This is a genomic window from Biomaibacter acetigenes (assembly GCF_003691585.1).
Lineage (GTDB): Bacteria > Bacillota > Thermosediminibacteria > Thermosediminibacterales > Tepidanaerobacteraceae > Biomaibacter > Biomaibacter acetigenes.
The window spans coordinates 2,383,292-2,401,559 of sequence record NZ_CP033169.1 but is presented as its reverse complement, the minus strand read 5'-3'; the positions used below and the strand labels follow the sequence as shown (position 1 = coordinate 2,401,559).

Below are 18,268 nucleotides of genomic sequence, written 5' to 3'. Positions count from 1 at the left end.
TTTATATTTTATTTGAGACGGGAACCCATAGGAGACTTTCAGTCAAAATTTATGGCAAAAGCTTTTTTATGAGATTGGCCATATATAAGGTCATCCTGTCCTTCCCATTTTCCACATCCAGGCCTGTGAGTTCTTTTATCTTAGCTAACCTATAACGGATTGTATGCCGGTGAGTAAAAAGGTTTTCTGCAGTATGGGTGATATTTCCGTTTTCAAGATAAATGTCAAGGGTTTTTAGAAGCTCAGCTGAGTGTCTGTTGTCATAAGCACAGAGCTCTCCCAATATTTCGTCATAAAAGGATGTAAGCACTTTTTCCGGTATTTCAATCAGCAGCTTAAAGATCCCCAGGTCATGATATGTCATAAAATTTTTATCTGGGGAGAAACCTCTTTTAAAAAAATCCACCACTTTTTGAGCCTGCATAAGACTTAATTTTGCTTCCGATATACTATTTACAGCTTCTCCTATACCAAAATAAAATCTGGTATTTTCTATATATCTTTTAAGATTATCGGTGATAAGCGAGAAAACCTGAGATAACTTATCACCGCAACAGCCTAAAGAGATAAAAATCAATAACTCTCCATGTGTGATGGATAAAATGTATTTTAAATTTTGTTGATTTAAATAGAACTCCAGATTTCCCCTGAGCCTTTGGGAATTGATTTTGTCATTCTCCACGTGAAGCATGCTTACTACAAAGGGAGTACTCCAATCAAAACTCAATTCATGATACTTTTGTCTTATTAACTCCTGGCCGGGAGGAGAATCGGACAGGATCTGTTCCACCAGTTCATCGGCCATCCGTGCCCTGGTCCTTTGCCTTTCTTCTTCTTCAAAAAGCCTCTTTGACAGAGTCCTTGTTATCTCACTAAAAGAAACGGAGGGTGGAAGGCAAAGCAAGGGCAATCCCTTTTCATTGCAAACTTTAATAAATTTATCAGGGATTTTGTCTACATAAAACCCCACTTGTAATGCTAAAGCTGCAATACGCTTGTTAGATAAATAGTTTACTAAATCATATGTATTGTTAATATTGTGAAAATCAAATCCATAAGCAGTAGTAATTAAAAATTCACCCTCGTGGAGTCTGCTGAGTTCATCCAGAATCTCCAAGATATTTACCCATTTTATTCGATTTGTAACATTCTGATTTCCGGCCAGAATCTTCACTTCTTTAAACTCAGGAAGGTCAAGGATATCAGATACCATCATTCCAATCACCTTTTTAATTAAATATATATTCCACGTCTAAATGCTTTATCCTGTTTATACTATTATACACTATGTATAAAAAAAATTATTAAAAATTGTATTCAAGTATAATTGAAATCCCTGCCAATAAAATCAATTATTACAGGTCTCATCATCCGTTTCGTATATAAAGTTTGTATGAATTCTGGATAATCGTCTAATGATTAACTTTCCGGGCCTTTATAAAATAAAGAAAAAGGCGGTCGGAGGTGGTTTTATGAGGGACTATCGGCAAATTGCCCTATGGAAAAATGTCTCTGAAGAGGAGTGGAAGGATTGGAGATGGCAGATGGCTCACCGAATTACTGGTGTGGATGAGTTAAAGCAAGTCATAAACTTGACATTTCCGGAGCAGGAAGGAATCAAAGAGTGCCTTAAGACTCTGAGGATGGCCATTACCCCGTACTACGCCACCCTGATGGATCCGGAAAACCCGGAAGATCCCATAAGAAAACAGGCGGTCCCTACATCCCTGGAGCTAAAAAGGTCCGAAAGCGATATACTTGATCCCCTCCATGAAGACATCGATTCTCCCGTGCCGGGGATAACCCACCGCTATCCTGATAGGGTACTATTTCTTGTGACAGACCAGTGTTCCATGTATTGCAGGCACTGCACCCGGCGGCGCTGGGCAGGCCAGACAGACCACGCCATGCCGAAAGATAAGATAGATAGAGACATTGAATATATTAAAAATACTCCGGTAGTAAGGGATGTGCTAATATCCGGCGGTGACGGTCTTATAATAAGTGATGAAATGCTGGAATATATCATCAAAAGCTTGAGACACATACCCCATGTAGAAATTATCCGCATAGGCACCAGGACACCGGTGGTGCTACCATACAGGATAACGCCGGAACTTGTAAAAATGCTGAAAAAATATCATCCCATTTGGATAAGCACCCATTTCAATCATCCCAGCGAGGTTACTGAAGAATCAAAGAAAGCCTGTGAGATGTTGGCCGATGCCGGTATACCTCTGGGAAACCAGTCGGTATTATTGAAGGGTGTAAATGACTGTCCGTTTATAATGAAAAAACTGGTCCAGGAGCTGGTGAAAATCCGGGTACGGCCATACTATATCTATCAATGTGATCTCTCCGTGGGGATAGAACACTTCAGGACATCCGTCGGAAAAGGCATTGAGATGATTGAGCACCTTCGAGGCCATACTTCCGGATTTGCGGTGCCCACTTTTGTGGTTGACGCGCCCGGTGGCGGCGGAAAGATTCCCCTCATGCCGCAATACCTCATATCTTATTCCGATAGGAAAGTCATCTTGAGAAACTATGAAGGTGTTATATGTGTCTATACCGAACCGGAAGATAACAGGAGCCGCTGTCAAAACTGCGGTATCTGCGGCAAAAAAGACCCCCAAGGAAAACCGAAATACGACGTTGGCCTTGCATCCCTTTACAGCGGCGAGCGTTTGAGCCTGGAACCGGTGGATCTTGCGAGGCGAAAAAGAGGCAAAAGTCATTGAAACTACCCCATACAATCCTGAACCCCCCGGCATAAATTGCCGGGGGAAAAATATAATAATAAACCGATAGGATTTTTAGAATTAATCCCGCCGGTGATTTATTATTTTGCTAAATATTAATATCCTTTTTAAAGAAATTGGGGCTGGCGAAGAACTCATTTTTGAGTTCAACTACATCCTTATGGAGTGCCAATATCGATATCATATTGGGTATGATAATACAGGCCAGCAAAATATCCAGGAACTGCCATAGAAATTTCATACCACCTACGGCGCCGATGACTATGGATATCAGGTAGACATATCTCATGACATGGGAAAACCCAAGGCCGAAGAGGTATTCTGCCTGTTTCTCCCCGTAAAAGGTTATAACTATGATAGTGGAAATAACGAATAACAGCAACGACAATGTAACCACCGTACCCCCAGCTGGACCGAAGACAGAAGAAAAGGCCATAGCGGGTATGCCTGCAGCCTGTGAGGATTCCACCTGTGTCCATAATCCCGTGGTCAGCACCAAAAAGGCTGTGGTGGAGCAAATTATCAGGGTATCCACGATTACCTCAAAGATGCCCCAGAAGCCCTGCCTCACCGGATGGTCGATGATGGCTGCCGAGTGAGCCATGGGGGCCGTTCCCATCCCGGCCTCATTGGAGTAAGTGCCGCGGGCAGAACCCCATCGAAGGGCAGAAGCCATGGCGGCTCCGGCAAAACCGCCTACCGGCGCGGCAGGGATGAAGGCATGGGTGAAAATAAGGGCAATAGCCGAGGGCAAATTAGTGATGTTCATTAATATGATTATAAAAGCACCCAATAAATACAGTAAGGCCATAAACGGCACCAATTTTTCGCATACCCGGCCTATCCTCCCGATACCTCCGACCACTACCAGACCAACAAGTATCATTACTACGATTCCGGTTATAACCGGGGAGATGCCCATGGTTACGGCAGAACCAGCCACGGAATTGGCCTGAACCATAATGCTTGGGACCAGTTCTATCATGAGGAAAAATGCGAATAAAACTGAGACAGGCTTCCAGTTTAGACCTTTCTCAATATAATACATTGGCCCTCCTACATATTCACCCACTTCGTTCTTTTCACGGTACTTCAAGCCAAGGACCACTTCGGTAAATTTTGAGGCACATCCCAACAATGCGATGATCCACATCCAGAATACTGCTCCGGGGCCTCCTAACGCTATGGCAACGGGGACGCCGACTATATTGGATGCCCCGACGGTAGAGGCCAGGGCCGAGGATGCCGCCTGGAATGGTGTCACGGTACCTTCGCCTTCAACATTTTTACTCAAGATCTTGCCGAAGGTCTGTTTTATAATGTACCCAAAGTATTTGAACTGGAAAAATCCTAACGCAATGGTAAGGAAAAGGCCGCCACCGCCCAGAATGAGCAGCATGGGGATACCCCAGATCCATCCAGATACTTCGCCTACTACATCAAGGAAAGATTGCATTTCTATCAACTCCTTTCAAAGTATGGGGTATAAGTTTTAACTCTGCTAAATCACCTCCCCCTATAACGAATTTGTTTTTTAATCAGACTACTATGCTACTTTGTAGCACTCTCACATGAATGAAAACTATCACTTCCCTTAACAAAAATTGTTAATTTGGGGTCTGACCAATTTAACTATGTTTTTCAGAGTAGTAAGTTTGAAATACACATAAAGATAAGTTGGGGAACTATCCTGAAGGAATAATTCATTTCAACCCTCTCGAACATCTTATGGGCATCTTTGCCGTAAGGACCGATATTGACCATAGGTATATTTATAGCCCTGATTTTTTCCGTATCCAGGAAATACTTTTTCCCCCAGGCCGGCATATTGCATTTTAAGACCTCAATTTCTTCAGGAGTATCGCTGATACCGAAAATGCTCATGTCGGAGATGTATGGGAAAAATTTGCGGATGCTTATATTTTCACTGGTCTTTTGGGTTATTTCACCGACAGTTTTCTTTACGGCATCCATTAGACGGACCTCCGAAGGTTTTTCGCCCTTTATATGGACCCGGGCATTAAAAGCCGAGGAAAAGTATACGATGATAAGTGGAATCCTATTATTAAATTCTTCGGACTGTTTCCAGACTTCCTCCACAACCCTTAAACTATGTTCTCTGAGGTCTATGTTAGGATCCTGGAGGAGGTTTTCATTCAGAGTTTCAAGATTTGAGATGAGTTCGGGATGTTTTGAAATGACCTTTTGATAAAATTCATGATAGGAGTAAACCAGTGGTTCATAGGGGACTGGATGATATGGCATGTTTGCTTTATCATAATAATGACGCCGCTTTTGCTCCATGGTGGTGATGACATTGACAAAGGCTTTCCGAGCGATTTCTTTACAAAGCTTCATTATATCCTCGGGAGAGCGGCTGTGAGTGAAAAAGTTGTAGTAGCATTGGGCGGCAAAGGGTATCTGCACATCATATAATTCTTTAAGGTCTCTTTGTTTCAGGGAGACCGGCGGCAGCGTCACTTCACCTTCCACCTCGTCGCATAAATCCGTATTCATATCAAAGAGCCGTGTCAGTTCCGCTGCCAGCAAATTGGGGTCAAATCCCTCGAAGCACTGACCCACATGAGTTTCGCGCCCGGCTATGAAGAATGACGGTAATAGTTTGCCGACGGTTCCCAGATAAACATATCTGTGGTCATCTCCAGGATATAAGGGGGATGTGTAATCGGCGTTTATTAAAGCAATATATTCAAATCCCCGCTCTTTTTTTAACCGGAAAAGTTCATCGAGAGCAGCGATGGCTCCGCTGGACATATCCTCCTCGTCGGGAGTGGCTGCAAGTAAAACGTTCCCCGAAAAACCTTCGGCGATTTCAGATAAATACATTAAAACCGCCATGTGTGCTGCAACACCGCTTTTCATATCTACCGAGCCCCGGCCAAACATGTATTTTCCACTATCAAGATCTTCTTTTACATCCCCACCGATATTTAAGCTACTAAAATGTCTTACAAGTCCTTTGGGGTTAAAGGCATAGTACTTTAAAGTGCCGAAATCCTCCACTCTGACAGTGTCTATGTGTCCTAAAAGCACCACTGTTTGAGAACTTCTATTTTTTTCTCCTTCCACAAGAGCCATGACGGTATATTTGGGCCATGGACCACCGGGAACATCAACCAGCCATAGATTGTCCGGATGCTTTTGAAAATATGGGCTGGCTTTTAATATGTTCATTATCTTCAAAGCAATACGACCCTCGCCCTGTGTGGCAACTATGCTTGGAGTTTTTATAAGGTCAAGGGTTATGTCGTGGACAGTCTTGTAAAAGTCGGGCAAATCCAGTAAAGCTACCACAGTAAATCATCTCCATATTAACGTTTATTAAATTATATACCGTATTGAGAAAATTAATAATATACGAAAAGACCAAAAAAGTAAACCTGGATTGTACATCATGTATATGTAAGTACCAGAGAAATAACTAACATAGACATTTTTTTTGTAATAAAATCTGGTAAAAATAAATTACCGAAACAATAACATAGTAGCCCACCAGAGGTGAAGCATGAATTTGAGAACAAGAGAAATAAAGAGCTACATGGTATAATAAAAAATAGTTTCGCAAAACGGGGGTGGACAAACACAAACCTGATATTGTATAGTAGACTTGGAAAGGTAGGTAACCAAGTCATGGACAATACAATCAGGGTATTTTCAGGCAGGGCATTCAGACCTGAAGATATCGAGATGATAAAGTGGGCAAGAAAAACATATCCAAACCTGCCCAGACATGAATTTGCAGCCACCGTTTGCGAACTATTGGGCTGGACCACTCCAGCCGGAAATGCAAAAATGATCCAATGTGCAGCTTTTTTAGAGAAACTGGAGGCAGAAGGGATTATACAATTACCGCCAATAAACAAAATGAAATAAAACAAATGCAGAATACGCAGGAAAGAATTTGAGTTTGACACAAGAGAACTAAAAGGAAATATTGGTGATTACGAGCCAGTCAGGCTTGTGATTGCAAAACCCGGCGAGGACTTAAAACGCTGGCGTGCATACATAAACCAGTATCATATCCTGAAAGACAAACAAGTATTTGGCTCCAGGCTCCAATACTTTGTAAAGTCAGGTGATGCAGAACTTGGATGCATGCAGTTTTCAGCCGCTGCATGGGCTTTGGAAGAACGTGACAAATGGATCGGGTGGACAAAAGAAGACAAAAAGGTCAGACTTCACCTAATCATAAACAACAGCCGGTTTTTAATCTTTCCCTGGGTACACATCAAGAATCTGGCGAGCAAGGCTTTATCTCTGGCGACAAAGCAAATCCAAGAAGACTTTCTTAGGGAATATTGCTATGCGCCGGTATTACTGGAGACATTTGTAGACACCGAGAAATATCAAGGGATATCATATAAGGCATCAAACTGGATATATCTTGGCAAGACAAAAGGATCTGGCCGCACCGGGAAAGAAGGCACACTATCAAAAAAAGCAATATTCGTATATCCCTTGCAGGCCGACTTTAAAGAATGCCTCAAAGGGGAAAAGCCGTATAAGGTGGTGGCGCCCCAATGAGTCATAGAGAAAAGAAAATCCAAGAAAGAAAAACAAGAGAGGCCAAGATTGAAGAGCACACGCAAAAATTTTTCCGCGACTTTCAATGGGCGCCTGAATGCCTTCAAAGGCATGTAGGTGGAGAAACACAAACTCCCCAATATTATTGCTATGTGCTGGAAGCAGTCTTGATTTTGGACAATACAATTACACTGCCCGTGATGAGCGAATTCATAGAAAATAACGAGAACAATAAAGAAGAAAGCAAGCAGGGCTGTGAACGCAAAGGCTTTTACCGCATGGCGGAGAAATTGAAGAAAATATTCCGTAAAACAAAACTGTCAATAATTGCTGATGTTCTTTATGCCTGTGGCCCCGTTATCACAACCTGCAGGAAGTACGGCTGAGACTATATGATAGTATTGAAAGAAGACAGCATGCCTGCAGTCTGGAAAAAAGCCCTGGCATTGATGAAAATAAACCCTGAAGACCGTTAAGATGTCATTGGGGAAACCGTGAGCAGGTCTATGCATAGGCCAATGGAATTGAATATGAATATATGGCAGAAAAAGTGAAAAAGAAGGAAATCCTCAATGTAGTCATCTGCTATGAAACCTGGGAGGAAGACCACTCAAGAACTTCAGGAGAAAAAGAAGAAAAACACACACGGTATGCCTGGTTATCATCACGTCAAATCAATCATAAGAACGTGTTTTTCAGATGCACCAAAATAGGCCGGTACAGGTGGAAGATTGAAAACAACATATTGGTAGAAAAACATCAGGGGTATGAATATGAGCACTGTTTTTCATACTCATGGAATGCAATGAAAGGCTTCCATTATCTGATGAAGATAGGCCACTTTTTAAATGTACTGGCACTAAACAGCGAATTACTTGCAGACAAAGTTAAAGAACTTGGGATACGGGGTTTTATCAAATATCTGACGCTTGCATGTGAAGGTTCTGTGCTGGATAAGAATCGTGTCAATGTCCTAATAATAGGCGATTCTATATACAGTAGGAATAGAAGCAAGGTTGTCGAAATTTTAGCCAGAGTAAGAGACCATGTGGCACAAAAATACGTTAAGGGGTTCAGACTTCTCACCCTCGGATGGTCTGATGGAAATACCTTCATCCCGCTCGGCTTCAACCTCTTGAGTGCACAAACTTCTGAAAACAGGTTGCAACCTATGAACAGTGAAATTGATAAAAGGAGCATAGGCTACAAGCGCCGAATTTCTTCACTCGCGAAAGAAACCGATGCCATGATAGACCTGCTAAAACAGGCAGTGGAGAATAACATCCCTGCAAAATATGTGCTGTTTGATAGCTGGTTTACTTACCCAAGCATATTGTTGAAGATCCTCGGATTAAACCTTCACGTCATAGCCATGGTTAAGGGCATGAAGAAAATTTATTACAGTTTTCAAGGCAAAAGAATGAGCCTTCAGTCTATATATTCTTGCGTAAGAAAGAAACGCGGCGGTAAGGCAAAGATACTTTCATCAGTTGTAGTTGGTATCGGCACTGACAATGATGGTAATGAAGTTCTTGCAAAGATTGTATTTGTAAGGGATCGCAACAGATCTCGCAACTGGCTTGCCATTATTTCTACAGATACAACGCTTTCTGATGAAGAAATCATAAGGATTTATGGCAAGCGCTGGGATATTGAGATATTTTTCAAGATATGCAAGTCTTACCTTAATCTTGCAAAAGAGTTTCAGGGGCGTTCTTATGATTCCATTGTTGCCCATACTACTATTGTTTTTGCAAGGTACATCATGCTGGCTGTTGAAAACCGCAATAACAAGGATTTGCGGACTATAGGAGGCTTGTTCTATTACTTCTGTGATGAGCTTCAGGATATAAAGTTCATAGAAGCTTTGCAGCTATTGATTGATGCTCTTAAGACTGCTTTGCGTGAAAAGCTCGTGCTTTCAAAGGAAGCAATCAGTGAGTTTTTAGATTATTTTATGTCTTGTCTGCCCACTTTCCTTAAGGAAAAGTTGGCACTTTGTTCCTGCGAAAGTTGAGTTGTTAACTTTTTATAACTCACTGTAAGCCTTGATATTATTAGGTTTTTTAAGTTTGCCTTGTTATTTTAGAACCCATGGGCTCTTTTTTCATGCCCAAAATCAAAAAGGCCATTACGGCCTATCGTGAATACCTAAATGTTCTTTTAATGCTGATTGAAGTAATTGAGAGAAATTAACATTCTTTTCTTCGGCCAATTTGTTCAGCCATTGAGGAATGGTTAAGGTCTTCTTTACTGACTGATTTTCAATTGCTTCTCTGTAAAGAGGCATATATACTTCAATCAGCATTACAGCCTGATTTTCTCTCACCTGGATTTTATCTACCGGAGTGGGTTCGGGTATAGGATCCCCGTCTTTTTCCATACCCCAAAGATGCAGAGCCATAGCTTCTTTGGCGTTTTTAATGGCTTCTTCAGTTGTTTTGGCGCACGGTAAGCACCCAGGCAAATCGGGGAATTCGATGGAAATACCGTCTTCTGCATAATCGAATATCGCTGGAAAGACGTAAATGTCTTTTATCAAAAGAATCAACTCCTTCATGAAAAATTAAAATGGGGGAAGAGGAGGGATTAGGGAAAATTAATTCCCGCCTGCTTTTCGATACTTTTAAGAGTTTGGATTGGTATATCCTTTACGGGGTGTGTTACCGTGACTTTACCGGGTTTTGAATGATGTTTGAATTGGTGGTGGTCACCTACGCATCCTACTTCATACCAGCCATATTCTATAAGTATTTTAATCACTTCTCTCGATGAGTATGATTTCATTTAACTTCTCCCTTGCAATTATAATTATAATACGTATATTAATACGTGTCAATAGACTATTTAAAAATATTTTGGAGTTTTATATGTTTGAAGTATATAAGTTCTATGCACTACGAGCGGGTCCTTCCGGAGGGGTAGGCCAAATGCGGGTCTGGCGAGGCCTGAAAAACGGCTAGATATAGAAAAATTTTTATGGCCACTTCCTGCCGAATTATCGGGGTGATCATATGAACCAACAAGTTAAAAACTTAGATGGAATTGTGGTAAATATAAAAGTGCTTGCAAATCTCTTTGGCGTTATAGAACGCCGGATCCAGGAGAATGGCCATGCATCACGCTTCTGAAGTGGAAAGAGTTATGACAAGGATGCTATCCGATTTCAGGGCAAAACTCCTGGCGCTTCCCTCAAAAGTTGCACCGGCGCTGATAGCCCGGAAAGAAATAGCTGTAATTCAGGATATCTTCCAAAAGGAAATATGCGAAGCACTCCAGGAATTTTCAGCCGTACCGGGATATAGAAGGAGAAACGGTATTCGGAAGCGGCAGTTATTCTATAAATGTTATTAGAGGAAAAGCAATTGTAAATTCTTGGGATATATAAAACTTCCAGCACACCTAATATTTTGCATCAAAGCTCCGGCTTTGAAAATTATTCGATTATCTTCCGTGGATACCAGCAGGATTTTATTTTTTTGAACCACCTGAATTACAGTCTCCAGTGCGGTGACAACTACGTTGTTACTGGGTATTGATCTGCTGTTTTGCTTTTATCGCTCTTAACTGAGCTATTTTATTGGCTCTTGTTTTACTACATGATATGGGCCCTCGGGACAATCTTTTTGATAAAACATGGCTTACGTGGCTTTCCGCACTGCATCCTGTTATTTGGTTTTTATAAAGGAAATATGCGCATGCTCCATCCCAGCTGTTATTGGTGTAGGCCTGGTATTATTTTGTTACCGGGTTTTTAGGCGTTTTCCGGGAAAATATTACGTATATTAATTTGACCATCCCGGCTTTGCCGTTTTGTAGATGTATGTGGTCTTCATCGGCTTCTATATAGATAACTCGGGCTTTTTTCCTGGCATCAGTTGTTTTATTGGTTTTCAGGTTGCCGGCCTTCCTTAAGGCGTTCATTGTCTGACCGGAATAAGTGTCTATTTTGAACCGGAATCGGTGTCAACTTTGCTCCGTAAGATAAAGATTTCCACATCGGGATTAAAAGTGATATAATAATATAATATAATAAAAGCTTTTGTGGATGTCTTGGAGGATTATGATGAAGGCAGTCATTTTCGCCGGTGGAAGCATCGATAGCTACAAAAAGGTTAAAAAGTATCTAGAGGGCAGCAGTCTTATTATATGTGCTGATAGCGGTGTCGAGCATGCTTTTAATATGGGAATTGAGCCGGATCTGCTGGTGGGGGATATGGATTCCATCAGCTCCGCCAGCCTGGAAAAGGCGAATAAGCTGGGCATAGAAAGGCAGCAATTCCCATCGGAAAAGGACTGTACGGATACGGAATTGGCGCTGGATATAGCACTAAAAAAAGGAGCCGATGAGGCGATAATCCTGGGCGCCCTTGGAGACCGGCCGGACCACAGCCTTGCCAATATATTTTTGATGGTGGGCTTTAAGAAACTGGGGCTTGAGGTAAAACTTGCCGATAGAAATTGGGATGTTTTTAATAGACGGTCCTGTGGAAATTCACGGGAAAAAGGGAGATATTCTTTCGCTGATCCCCATAAGTTCCGAAGCTTGCGGGGTAGAGACCTGGAGCCTGTATTATCCCTTGAAAGGTGAGACATTGTTCATGGGGCCTGCCCGGGGAATCAGCAACATATTTTTGGAAGATACCGTCAGGATTGGAATAAAACATGGACTGCTGCTGGCGGTCAGATACAGCGGTGATTAATTCTAAGATGGGGGAGACGGCGTGGCAAAATCCAGGATAGAAGAACTGGAAGTATATATTTCCATCAAGCCTGCGGTAATGATTATATACCTTTTTGCTCAATAGACGGCGACCGGGAGACTTTGTATAAGAGCAGCCAAATAACAGTTTAGGACAAAGTGAATTGACGGGGTAGGTCTTGAAATATCCCCTTGCCGATGGTATGATTACACTAATGAAAAAATGACAGGAAAGCGCGGATTAAATATCTCAAAGATAAGGCCGAGTGCGGGTAAAGGCAGATTCATTCGGGAAATATTTCAAAGCTTTGGGGAGGAGAACAAGTGAAAAATTCAAGCCTTACTCCAGTAAGAGTGGATTTACACGTTCATACGACAGCGTCCGACGGCACCTGGGGACCTGAAGACCTGGTGAAGAACCTGCTGGTAGCAGGTATACACCTGTTTGCCGTAACAGACCACGATACTACGGAAAATCTTGCAGGAGCGGCTTCAATAGCCAGAGAGAACGGCCTTGAATTTATTACCGGAGTAGAGGTCAGCACTTCTTATAACGGCCGAAATTATCACATCCTGGGTCTCGGGATAAATCCTGAACACGAAGGCCTGCAGACAATGCTGAAAAGAAACAGGGAATTGATGGAGGCCAAGGATGACGAGAGCATAAAATATCTTGAAGGCAAACTTCCGAATGTCTCCTTTGATGATTATAAGAAATATGTCTACAATCCGGAACGGGGAGGCTGGAAAGCCTTAAACTATCTTATAGATAAAGGATTGTGTAGCAGCTATAGAGACTTCTTCGGTCTATTTGATGGCTGGGGAAACCCTTTTGAGAAACTCATATTTGCCTCCCCCGGCGAAGCCATAAAAACCATCAGCATGGCCGGAGGAGTCCCCATACTGGCACATCCCGGTGCGGATTTTTATGACAGGGATTATAAGTCTCTAATTTCGTTCATGATCGGTGAAGGAATCAAAGGCATAGAGTGCTATCATCCTGAAAACAGTGAGGAGATTACCCGATTCTGTCTTGAAATATGCAAATCCAAAGACTTACTGGTAACCGGCGGCTCGGATTGCCATGGGGAGTTTGTGGCCGGAAGATATCTTGGACATCCCGAAATCCGCCTCTCACAATTAAAACTTGATGGAATCTATTGGTAGAGATAAAAAATGGATGAGATCGTCAGTAAACGTGCAGAGATTTCAAAGCTTTTAATACAAAAATCAGCTAACATTAAGAATGGGACGATCAGCACCATATCCACTGCTGACCTTAAGCTGATGTTTGAACTATATGACCAAATCTTTTTTGGAAGCTGGTTTAAACGCAACTTCAAAGGGAAGTTCAAGTTCTCTCTTTCCAGGCGAATGACAAAGAGTGCCGGTTTAACGCTTTGTCCAAAAAACATAGATAAAATAAAGCCGGAGGAGCTCGTTATTGAAATCAGAATAGGTGTAGATTTCTTTTTTCATTACGGTTTGGTTGAAGGAAGCGAGACAGTTTGTGGTGTCAAGACAAACAGCAGTCTTGAAGCACTACAACTCGTGTTTGAGCATGAGCTCTGTCATGTAATTGAGTTCATTCATTTTAAAGAGTCCAACTGCAGCGGGGCCAGGTTCAAGGTGATAGCAAACAATTTATTCGGCCACACAGAGAGCTATCATAAATTGCCGACATATAAACAAATAGCAAAGCAGAAGTTTAGCCTGAACATAGGAGATACTGTTTCATTCACATTCAATGGGAAAAGGTTGCAGGGTATCCTTTATAATATCAATAAAAGGGCGACTGTAATGGTCAGAGATAAAGACGGTCCCTTTGCAGACAATCAGGGGAACAGGTATTCCAAGTATTATGTGCCGTTGACACTTTTGGAATAGGTACGGGGGCATTGTAATCCATCGACTTTTTTGGATTTACCGAAAAAATAACATAGTAGCCCACCCTTAATGTTGCAACAATTGGCATTTTATAGTATAATATGGCTATTATATCATAGGGGGTTTTGCATTGACTCAGCTAAGAAGATATCTAGAACCTGGTGCATCATATTTTGTTATTTCGGTAGTAAAAGATGGGGAAAAGATATTCCTGTCGGAGAAAGCCTGGTAAATTTGAATTTTACAGTTACAATTACTACTTCGGGAACGTAAGGAATTACCTTATAGATATGCCTGAATGAATACGCAGTGGAGAAATGGCTGAGGCATGGATTAAAAACCTCCTTAGATTGAGCTGTTTGATATGATGGTGTCAAGGCAGCACCAAGGGTGGGCTATTTAAGGGAAAGATGGGAGGTAGCAATATGATAACTAATTTCAAGGATAAAAATCCAAAAATTCACGAGACGGTTTTTATAGCCCCTTCTGCCGATGTTATAGGTGATGTGACCATAGGCGAAAACTCCAGCATATGGCACCATGCGGTGCTTAGAGGAGACGTGAACAGGATCGATATAGGTTGTTACACCAATATTCAGGACGGCACCATAGTCCATGTAGCGGGAGAGAATCCCGCCATCATAGGAAACAATGTCACCATAGGCCATGGAGCCATTGTTCATGGCTGCACCATAAAAGACAACGCTTTTATCGGCATGGGGGCCATTATCCTGGACGGAGCAGTGATAGGTGAAGGCGCCCTTATCGGGGCGGGAGCTCTGGTAACGGAAGGAAAAGAGATACCACCTTATACCATGGCGATTGGTGTCCCGGCAAAAGTGGTGAAAGAGCTTCCGAAGGAATACATAGAGATGGCGAAAAAACGGGCTCTAGAGTATGCGGAGCTGGCCAGGGAATACCGATGAGGTCCATAAAATTGCTTATGAATTAAATTGCACTATTGACAAACATCTTGGCAATGGTATATAATTTTTCTCAACAATCAGGAATATAAATGTAGTTAAAAAGCCATGACAGGGGAAAGTAGATGGATTATCGGATTTAAAGCGAGCCGGGAAGGTGAAAGCCGGTATGAAGGAATCCTTTGAAGTTCCCCCTGGAGCTGTCACCTGAATGCGCGGGGTATTTTTCCCGAAAGCTATTAGGCGTGACCGGAAACTTCCACCGTGAAAAGGAAGGGGGTATAAAGACATTTAATGTCTCGTACCTTTGAAGAGCGGGTCTGTTTTTTCACAGGCCAATATGGGTGGTACCACGGGAAAGCATAACCTCTCGCCCCTTTGTAGGGGTCGAGAGGTTTTTTTAATTATATATAAAGATGCAAGCCGGCTTGTGATTTACTAAAGAAAAGCTTATTCATCACCTTTTTGAAAAGGCGCCCAAAAATGTGATGAAAGCTCTCAAAACTAGATGAACAGGAGGGATGCCATGTCAGTAAAAATAGGCTATCTCGGCCCAAAAGGAACTTTTACGGAAGAAGCCATGGAAATGTGGATTGAAAGACAAAAACATGATACAATAAATAAGTATATAAAGGTAGAATACTGTTCCATTCAAAAGCTGATCCATGCACTGGGCATGGAAATCGACGAGGCTGTAGCACCCATCGAAAATTCCCTGGAAGGCTCTGTCAACATAACCATAGATTTACTGATACATGAAGTGGATGCCAGAGTAAAAGGGGAATTGATATTGCCCATAAAACAAAATCTGCTGGCAAGAGAAGAGACTTTCCTGGAAGGTGTGGAAGAAATTTATTCCCATCCCCAGGCTCTTTATCAGAGCCGGAAGTTTATATACGACAGATTGCCTCAAGCTAGAGTAAATGAAACTTTAAGCACCGCCGAGGCCGCAAGGATTGTGGCGGAGCGAGGCGGAAATACCGCAGCTATTGGAAGTCGGCGCCTTGCCGAAATTTACGGTTTGAAAATCCTGGCGGAAGATATACAAGGGCATAAAAACAATATGACAAGATTCTATGTGCTGTCATCAAAAGACGGCGACAGGACCGGCCGGGACAAGACTGCTGTTGTATTTTCTACGGAAAACAAACCCGGCAGTCTCTTTAACAGCCTAAGGGTGTTTGCGGAAAGGAATTTAAACCTGACCAAAATCGAATCACGGCCGTCCAAAAGAATCCTGGGCGAGTATATATTTTTCGTCGAAGTGGAGGGACACAGGGAAGATGGGGTATTAAAAGAAGCTCTGGAAAAACTGAAACAATATACGGGTTTTATTAAGCTGCTTGGATCTTACCCGATATTTGATATTGCTTTATCCGGTAAGGGTGTAAAAGAGACTTCTTTCCGCCTTCAAGGGAGCGAAGAAGTTCCTCGATTTTTTACCTGGAAGCCGGTGAAGGAAGATTATCCCCCTTCGGGGGGAGAAGAAGCAGTGTAGGATGGTAGGAAGGCTATTTGAAATTCAATTATCAAAAAAATACGTAGTATGGTTTGGAGGAATTGACAATGATAATCGTAATGGAAAAAAATGCAACCCCAAAGGATATCGAAAATGTGTGTGAGGTGATAAAAAGTGCAGGACTTGGGGTTCACATATCAAAGGGCGAAGATGTAACTATCATCGGTGTCATCGGTGATAGGCGCAAGCTGGCGGAAAAACCCATTGAGCTGATGGACGGTGTAGAAAAGACAGTGCCTATCATGGAACCGTATAAGCTGGCCAGCCGAACATTTCATCCCGAACCTTCGGTGATAAAGGTAAAGGATGTGGAGATTGGCGGCAATGAGGTTATCCTGATGGCAGGTCCCTGTGCCGTGGAGAGCCGGGAACAGCTTCTGGAGACGGCGGAAATTGTGAAAAAGGCCGGGGCTAAGGTACTTCGCGGTGGGGCTTTCAAACCCAGGACTTCCCCTTATTCTTTTCAGGGCCTGGGAGAAAAGGGGCTTGAGATTCTGGCAGAAGCCCGGGAAAAAACCGGATTGCCTATAATAACAGAGGTGGTGGGTACCGACACGGTGGATGTGGTGGCAGAGTATACCGATATTATACAAATTGGAGCAAGGAATATGCAGAACTTTCCACTTTTAAAAGCCGTAGGCAGGATCAATAAACCAGTTATGCTCAAGAGAGGGCTTTCCGCCACCATAGAGGAATGGCTCAATGCCGCCGAATACATCATGAACGAGGGAAATTTCAATGTCATTCTATGCGAGCGGGGAATCAGGACCTTTGAAACCATGACCAGAAATACGCTGGACCTCAGCTCCGTACCTATAGTAAAGCATTTGAGCCATCTTCCGGTCATCGTTGACCCCAGCCATGCAGCCGGAAACTGGCGGTGGGTTATGCCCCTGGCCCGGGGTGCCGTAGCGGTAGGGGCCGATGGCCTTATCATAGAGGTGCACCCAAATCCAAAAGAAGCCCTGTCCGACGGACCTCAATCTCTGAATCCCGAAAACCTCATGATCTTGAGCAAGGAGCTAAAACAGACAGCGGCCATCAGCGGGAGGTACTTCAGGGATGGCAATTAAAGATTCAGCAGCAGTAATCGGACTTGGGTTAATAGGTGGTTCCATAGCAAAGGCATTGAAAAAAATGGGAATAAAAGTGATGGGTCTGGATTCCGATGAACAAACACTGGCAATGGCTAAAAGCGAGGGGATTGAAACCCATTGCTTTAACACCCAGGGGATGGCCGGCGAAACGGCCATCCCGGATATATTCTCTCATACCGGAATTATATTTCTTTGTGTTCCTGTATCATTTATCTCTTCAACCGTAAAGCTTATAGCAAATCATGTTCCCAGGGGCGCCATCATCACCGATACAGGCAGTGTGAAAAAAGTGATAGTCCGGGATGTGGAAGCGGTTTTACCTGACGGTGTATCTTTTGTAGGAGGACATCCAATGGCAGGCTCAGAACGCTCGGGGTTCGGGTGGGCCAGGGAAGACATGTTTTACGGAGCTCCCTATATACTTACTCCCACACCCGGCACCGATGCCGAAATTCTGTGGACCATGGTTAAGCTGGTGAGGGACCTTGGTGCAAAGCCTATCATCATGTCCCCTGAGGAGCATGATAGAGTTGTAGCCGCCGTGAGCCACCTTCCGCAAATCATATCCACAACTCTGGTGAATGCCGTGGCAGAAGTTCACCCCGAAGGCAGTGTCATGGACCTGGCAGGTGGCGGATGGCGCGATACCACTCGAATAGCCGGCTCCAATGCTGTCATGTGGAAGGACATCCTGATTTCCAATAAAGACGAAATCCTGCCCCTGATATCAGCCTTTAAGGAACAGCTTTCCGTCCTGGAATCAGCAATAAAATCGTCCGATGAGGCCGTAATCAAGGGAAGGTTTCAGAATGCAAAAGCATATAAAAAATGAG

19 protein-coding genes, 1 pseudogene and 1 other annotated feature are annotated in these 18,268 nt (G+C 42.9%); of the genes and pseudogenes, 14 read left to right on the top strand and 6 right to left on the bottom strand.

Features of this window, described 5'->3' with window-relative positions:
* Nucleotides 1-49 precede the first annotated feature (49 nt).
* On the bottom strand, nt 50-1,216 hold the full coding sequence (locus D2962_RS12265) for a PucR family transcriptional regulator (RefSeq protein WP_122015130.1): 1,167 nt from the start codon (nt 1,214-1,216) through the stop codon (nt 50-52).
* 256 nt (nt 1,217-1,472) lie between these two features.
* Here D2962_RS12265 and kamA point away from each other — a divergent pair, with 256 nt between their 5' ends.
* The gene (gene kamA / locus D2962_RS12260; protein WP_122015787.1) at nt 1,473-2,741 is read left to right on the top strand and encodes a lysine 2,3-aminomutase; all 1,269 of its coding nucleotides are present in this window, start codon (nt 1,473-1,475) and stop codon (nt 2,739-2,741) included.
* A 109-nt stretch (nt 2,742-2,850) separates the two neighbouring features.
* Here the strand turns inward: kamA and D2962_RS12255 are convergent, their stop codons facing one another.
* Nucleotides 2,851-4,218: an alanine/glycine:cation symporter family protein gene (locus D2962_RS12255; RefSeq protein ID WP_120767977.1), complete on the bottom strand. Its 1,368-nt coding sequence runs from the start codon at nt 4,216-4,218 to the stop codon at nt 2,851-2,853.
* Nucleotides 4,219-4,403: 185 nt separating this feature from the next.
* Nucleotides 4,404-6,077, bottom strand: coding sequence for a M20/M25/M40 family metallo-hydrolase (locus tag D2962_RS12250; RefSeq protein WP_122015129.1), 1,674 nt, complete (start codon nt 6,075-6,077; stop codon nt 4,404-4,406).
* Nucleotides 6,078-6,281: 204 nt separating this feature from the next.
* Between D2962_RS12250 and D2962_RS17620 the strand changes: the two genes are divergently transcribed.
* The 4 genes from D2962_RS17620 to D2962_RS12230 all read left to right on the top strand — a co-directional run bounded on the left by D2962_RS17620 (nt 6,282) and on the right by D2962_RS12230 (nt 9,324).
* Nucleotides 6,282-6,656, top strand: a complete 375-nt coding sequence (locus D2962_RS17620) for a hypothetical protein (RefSeq protein WP_162991209.1) — start codon at nt 6,282-6,284, stop codon at nt 6,654-6,656.
* A 12-nt stretch (nt 6,657-6,668) separates the two neighbouring features.
* Nucleotides 6,669-7,307, top strand: a complete 639-nt coding sequence (locus D2962_RS12240; RefSeq protein ID WP_122015127.1) for a Druantia anti-phage system protein DruA — start codon at nt 6,669-6,671, stop codon at nt 7,305-7,307.
* Nucleotides 7,304-7,693: a hypothetical protein gene (locus D2962_RS12235; protein ID WP_122015126.1), complete on the top strand. Its 390-nt coding sequence runs from the start codon at nt 7,304-7,306 to the stop codon at nt 7,691-7,693. The genes D2962_RS12240 and D2962_RS12235 overlap by 4 nt, the downstream gene beginning before the upstream one ends.
* Nucleotides 7,694-7,845: 152 nt before the next feature.
* A complete protein-coding gene (locus D2962_RS12230; protein ID WP_122015125.1) occupies nt 7,846-9,324 on the top strand; it encodes an IS4 family transposase in 1,479 nt (492 codons plus the stop codon).
* A gap of 114 nt (nt 9,325-9,438) precedes the next feature.
* Here the strand turns inward: D2962_RS12230 and D2962_RS12225 are convergent, their stop codons facing one another.
* Both D2962_RS12225 and D2962_RS12220 read right to left on the bottom strand, forming a co-directional pair.
* Nucleotides 9,439-9,849, bottom strand: coding sequence for a type II toxin-antitoxin system HicB family antitoxin (locus tag D2962_RS12225; protein ID WP_174232504.1), 411 nt, complete (start codon nt 9,847-9,849; stop codon nt 9,439-9,441).
* 47 nt (nt 9,850-9,896) lie between these two features.
* Complete coding sequence (locus tag D2962_RS12220) at nt 9,897-10,094, bottom strand: type II toxin-antitoxin system HicA family toxin (RefSeq protein WP_120765632.1); 198 nt, start codon at nt 10,092-10,094, stop codon at nt 9,897-9,899.
* A gap of 327 nt (nt 10,095-10,421) precedes the next feature.
* Here D2962_RS12220 and D2962_RS12215 point away from each other — a divergent pair, with 327 nt between their 5' ends.
* Nucleotides 10,422-10,661: a hypothetical protein gene (locus tag D2962_RS12215; protein ID WP_122015124.1), complete on the top strand. Its 240-nt coding sequence runs from the start codon at nt 10,422-10,424 to the stop codon at nt 10,659-10,661.
* A gap of 195 nt (nt 10,662-10,856) precedes the next feature.
* On the opposite strand, the pseudogene D2962_RS18805 reads toward D2962_RS12215, so the two are convergent.
* A pseudogene (locus D2962_RS18805) lies at nt 10,857-11,231 on the bottom strand (UPF0236 family transposase-like protein); the annotation flags it as partial.
* A gap of 139 nt (nt 11,232-11,370) precedes the next feature.
* Here D2962_RS18805 and D2962_RS12205 point away from each other — a divergent pair.
* From D2962_RS12205 to D2962_RS12175, 8 genes are all read left to right on the top strand, one after another.
* Nucleotides 11,371-11,898, top strand: a complete 528-nt coding sequence (locus D2962_RS12205) for a thiamine diphosphokinase (protein WP_245984669.1) — start codon at nt 11,371-11,373, stop codon at nt 11,896-11,898.
* Entirely contained in the window at nt 11,795-12,010 is a 216-nt protein-coding gene (locus D2962_RS18800) for a motility associated factor glycosyltransferase family protein (RefSeq protein WP_245984668.1), read from the top strand. Before D2962_RS12205 ends, D2962_RS18800 begins: the two co-directional genes overlap by 104 nt.
* Nucleotides 12,011-12,333: 323 nt before the next feature.
* Nucleotides 12,334-13,176, top strand: coding sequence for a PHP domain-containing protein (locus D2962_RS12200; protein ID WP_162991208.1), 843 nt, complete (start codon nt 12,334-12,336; stop codon nt 13,174-13,176).
* A gap of 9 nt (nt 13,177-13,185) precedes the next feature.
* Nucleotides 13,186-13,896 carry a SprT-like domain-containing protein gene (locus D2962_RS12195; RefSeq protein WP_122015122.1) on the top strand — a complete coding sequence of 237 codons (711 nt, stop codon included), beginning with the start codon at nt 13,186-13,188 and terminating at the stop codon, nt 13,894-13,896.
* Between the two features lie 425 nt (nt 13,897-14,321).
* Complete coding sequence (locus D2962_RS12190) at nt 14,322-14,822, top strand: gamma carbonic anhydrase family protein (protein WP_122015121.1); 501 nt, start codon at nt 14,322-14,324, stop codon at nt 14,820-14,822.
* Between the two features lie 96 nt (nt 14,823-14,918).
* Nucleotides 14,919-15,200, top strand: a binding site (T-box leader).
* Between the two features lie 145 nt (nt 15,201-15,345).
* Nucleotides 15,346-16,317: a prephenate dehydratase gene (gene pheA / locus D2962_RS12185; RefSeq protein WP_122015120.1), complete on the top strand. Its 972-nt coding sequence runs from the start codon at nt 15,346-15,348 to the stop codon at nt 16,315-16,317.
* Nucleotides 16,318-16,385: 68 nt separating this feature from the next.
* Nucleotides 16,386-17,411 carry a 3-deoxy-7-phosphoheptulonate synthase gene (gene aroF / locus D2962_RS12180; RefSeq protein WP_120765639.1) on the top strand — a complete coding sequence of 342 codons (1,026 nt, stop codon included), beginning with the start codon at nt 16,386-16,388 and terminating at the stop codon, nt 17,409-17,411.
* Nucleotides 17,401-18,267, top strand: coding sequence for a prephenate dehydrogenase (locus D2962_RS12175; RefSeq protein ID WP_122015119.1), 867 nt, complete (start codon nt 17,401-17,403; stop codon nt 18,265-18,267). The genes aroF and D2962_RS12175 overlap by 11 nt, the downstream gene beginning before the upstream one ends.
* Nucleotide 18,268: the final 1 nt, after the last annotated feature.

Bases quoted from the DNA above. Each gene is read 5' to 3' on its own strand.
- D2962_RS12265 (WP_122015130.1), bottom strand. From the start codon at position 1,216: ATGATGGTATCTGATATCCTTGACCTTCCTGAGTTTAAAGAAGTGAAG.
- kamA (WP_122015787.1), top strand. From the start codon at position 1,473: ATGAGGGACTATCGGCAAATTGCCCTATGGAAAAATGTCTCTGAAGAG.
- D2962_RS12255 (WP_120767977.1), bottom strand. From the start codon at position 4,218: ATGCAATCTTTCCTTGATGTAGTAGGCGAAGTATCTGGATGGATCTGG.
- D2962_RS12235 (WP_122015126.1), top strand. From the start codon at position 7,304: ATGAGTCATAGAGAAAAGAAAATCCAAGAAAGAAAAACAAGAGAGGCC.
- D2962_RS12230 (WP_122015125.1), top strand. From the start codon at position 7,846: ATGGCAGAAAAAGTGAAAAAGAAGGAAATCCTCAATGTAGTCATCTGC.
- D2962_RS12220 (WP_120765632.1), bottom strand. From the start codon at position 10,094: ATGAAATCATACTCATCGAGAGAAGTGATTAAAATACTTATAGAATAT.
- D2962_RS12215 (WP_122015124.1), top strand. From the start codon at position 10,422: ATGCATCACGCTTCTGAAGTGGAAAGAGTTATGACAAGGATGCTATCC.
- D2962_RS12205 (WP_245984669.1), top strand. From the start codon at position 11,371: ATGATGAAGGCAGTCATTTTCGCCGGTGGAAGCATCGATAGCTACAAA.
- D2962_RS12195 (WP_122015122.1), top strand. From the start codon at position 13,186: ATGGATGAGATCGTCAGTAAACGTGCAGAGATTTCAAAGCTTTTAATA.
- D2962_RS12190 (WP_122015121.1), top strand. From the start codon at position 14,322: ATGATAACTAATTTCAAGGATAAAAATCCAAAAATTCACGAGACGGTT.
- pheA (WP_122015120.1), top strand. From the start codon at position 15,346: ATGTCAGTAAAAATAGGCTATCTCGGCCCAAAAGGAACTTTTACGGAA.
- aroF (WP_120765639.1), top strand. From the start codon at position 16,386: ATGATAATCGTAATGGAAAAAAATGCAACCCCAAAGGATATCGAAAAT.
- D2962_RS12175 (WP_122015119.1), top strand. From the start codon at position 17,401: ATGGCAATTAAAGATTCAGCAGCAGTAATCGGACTTGGGTTAATAGGT.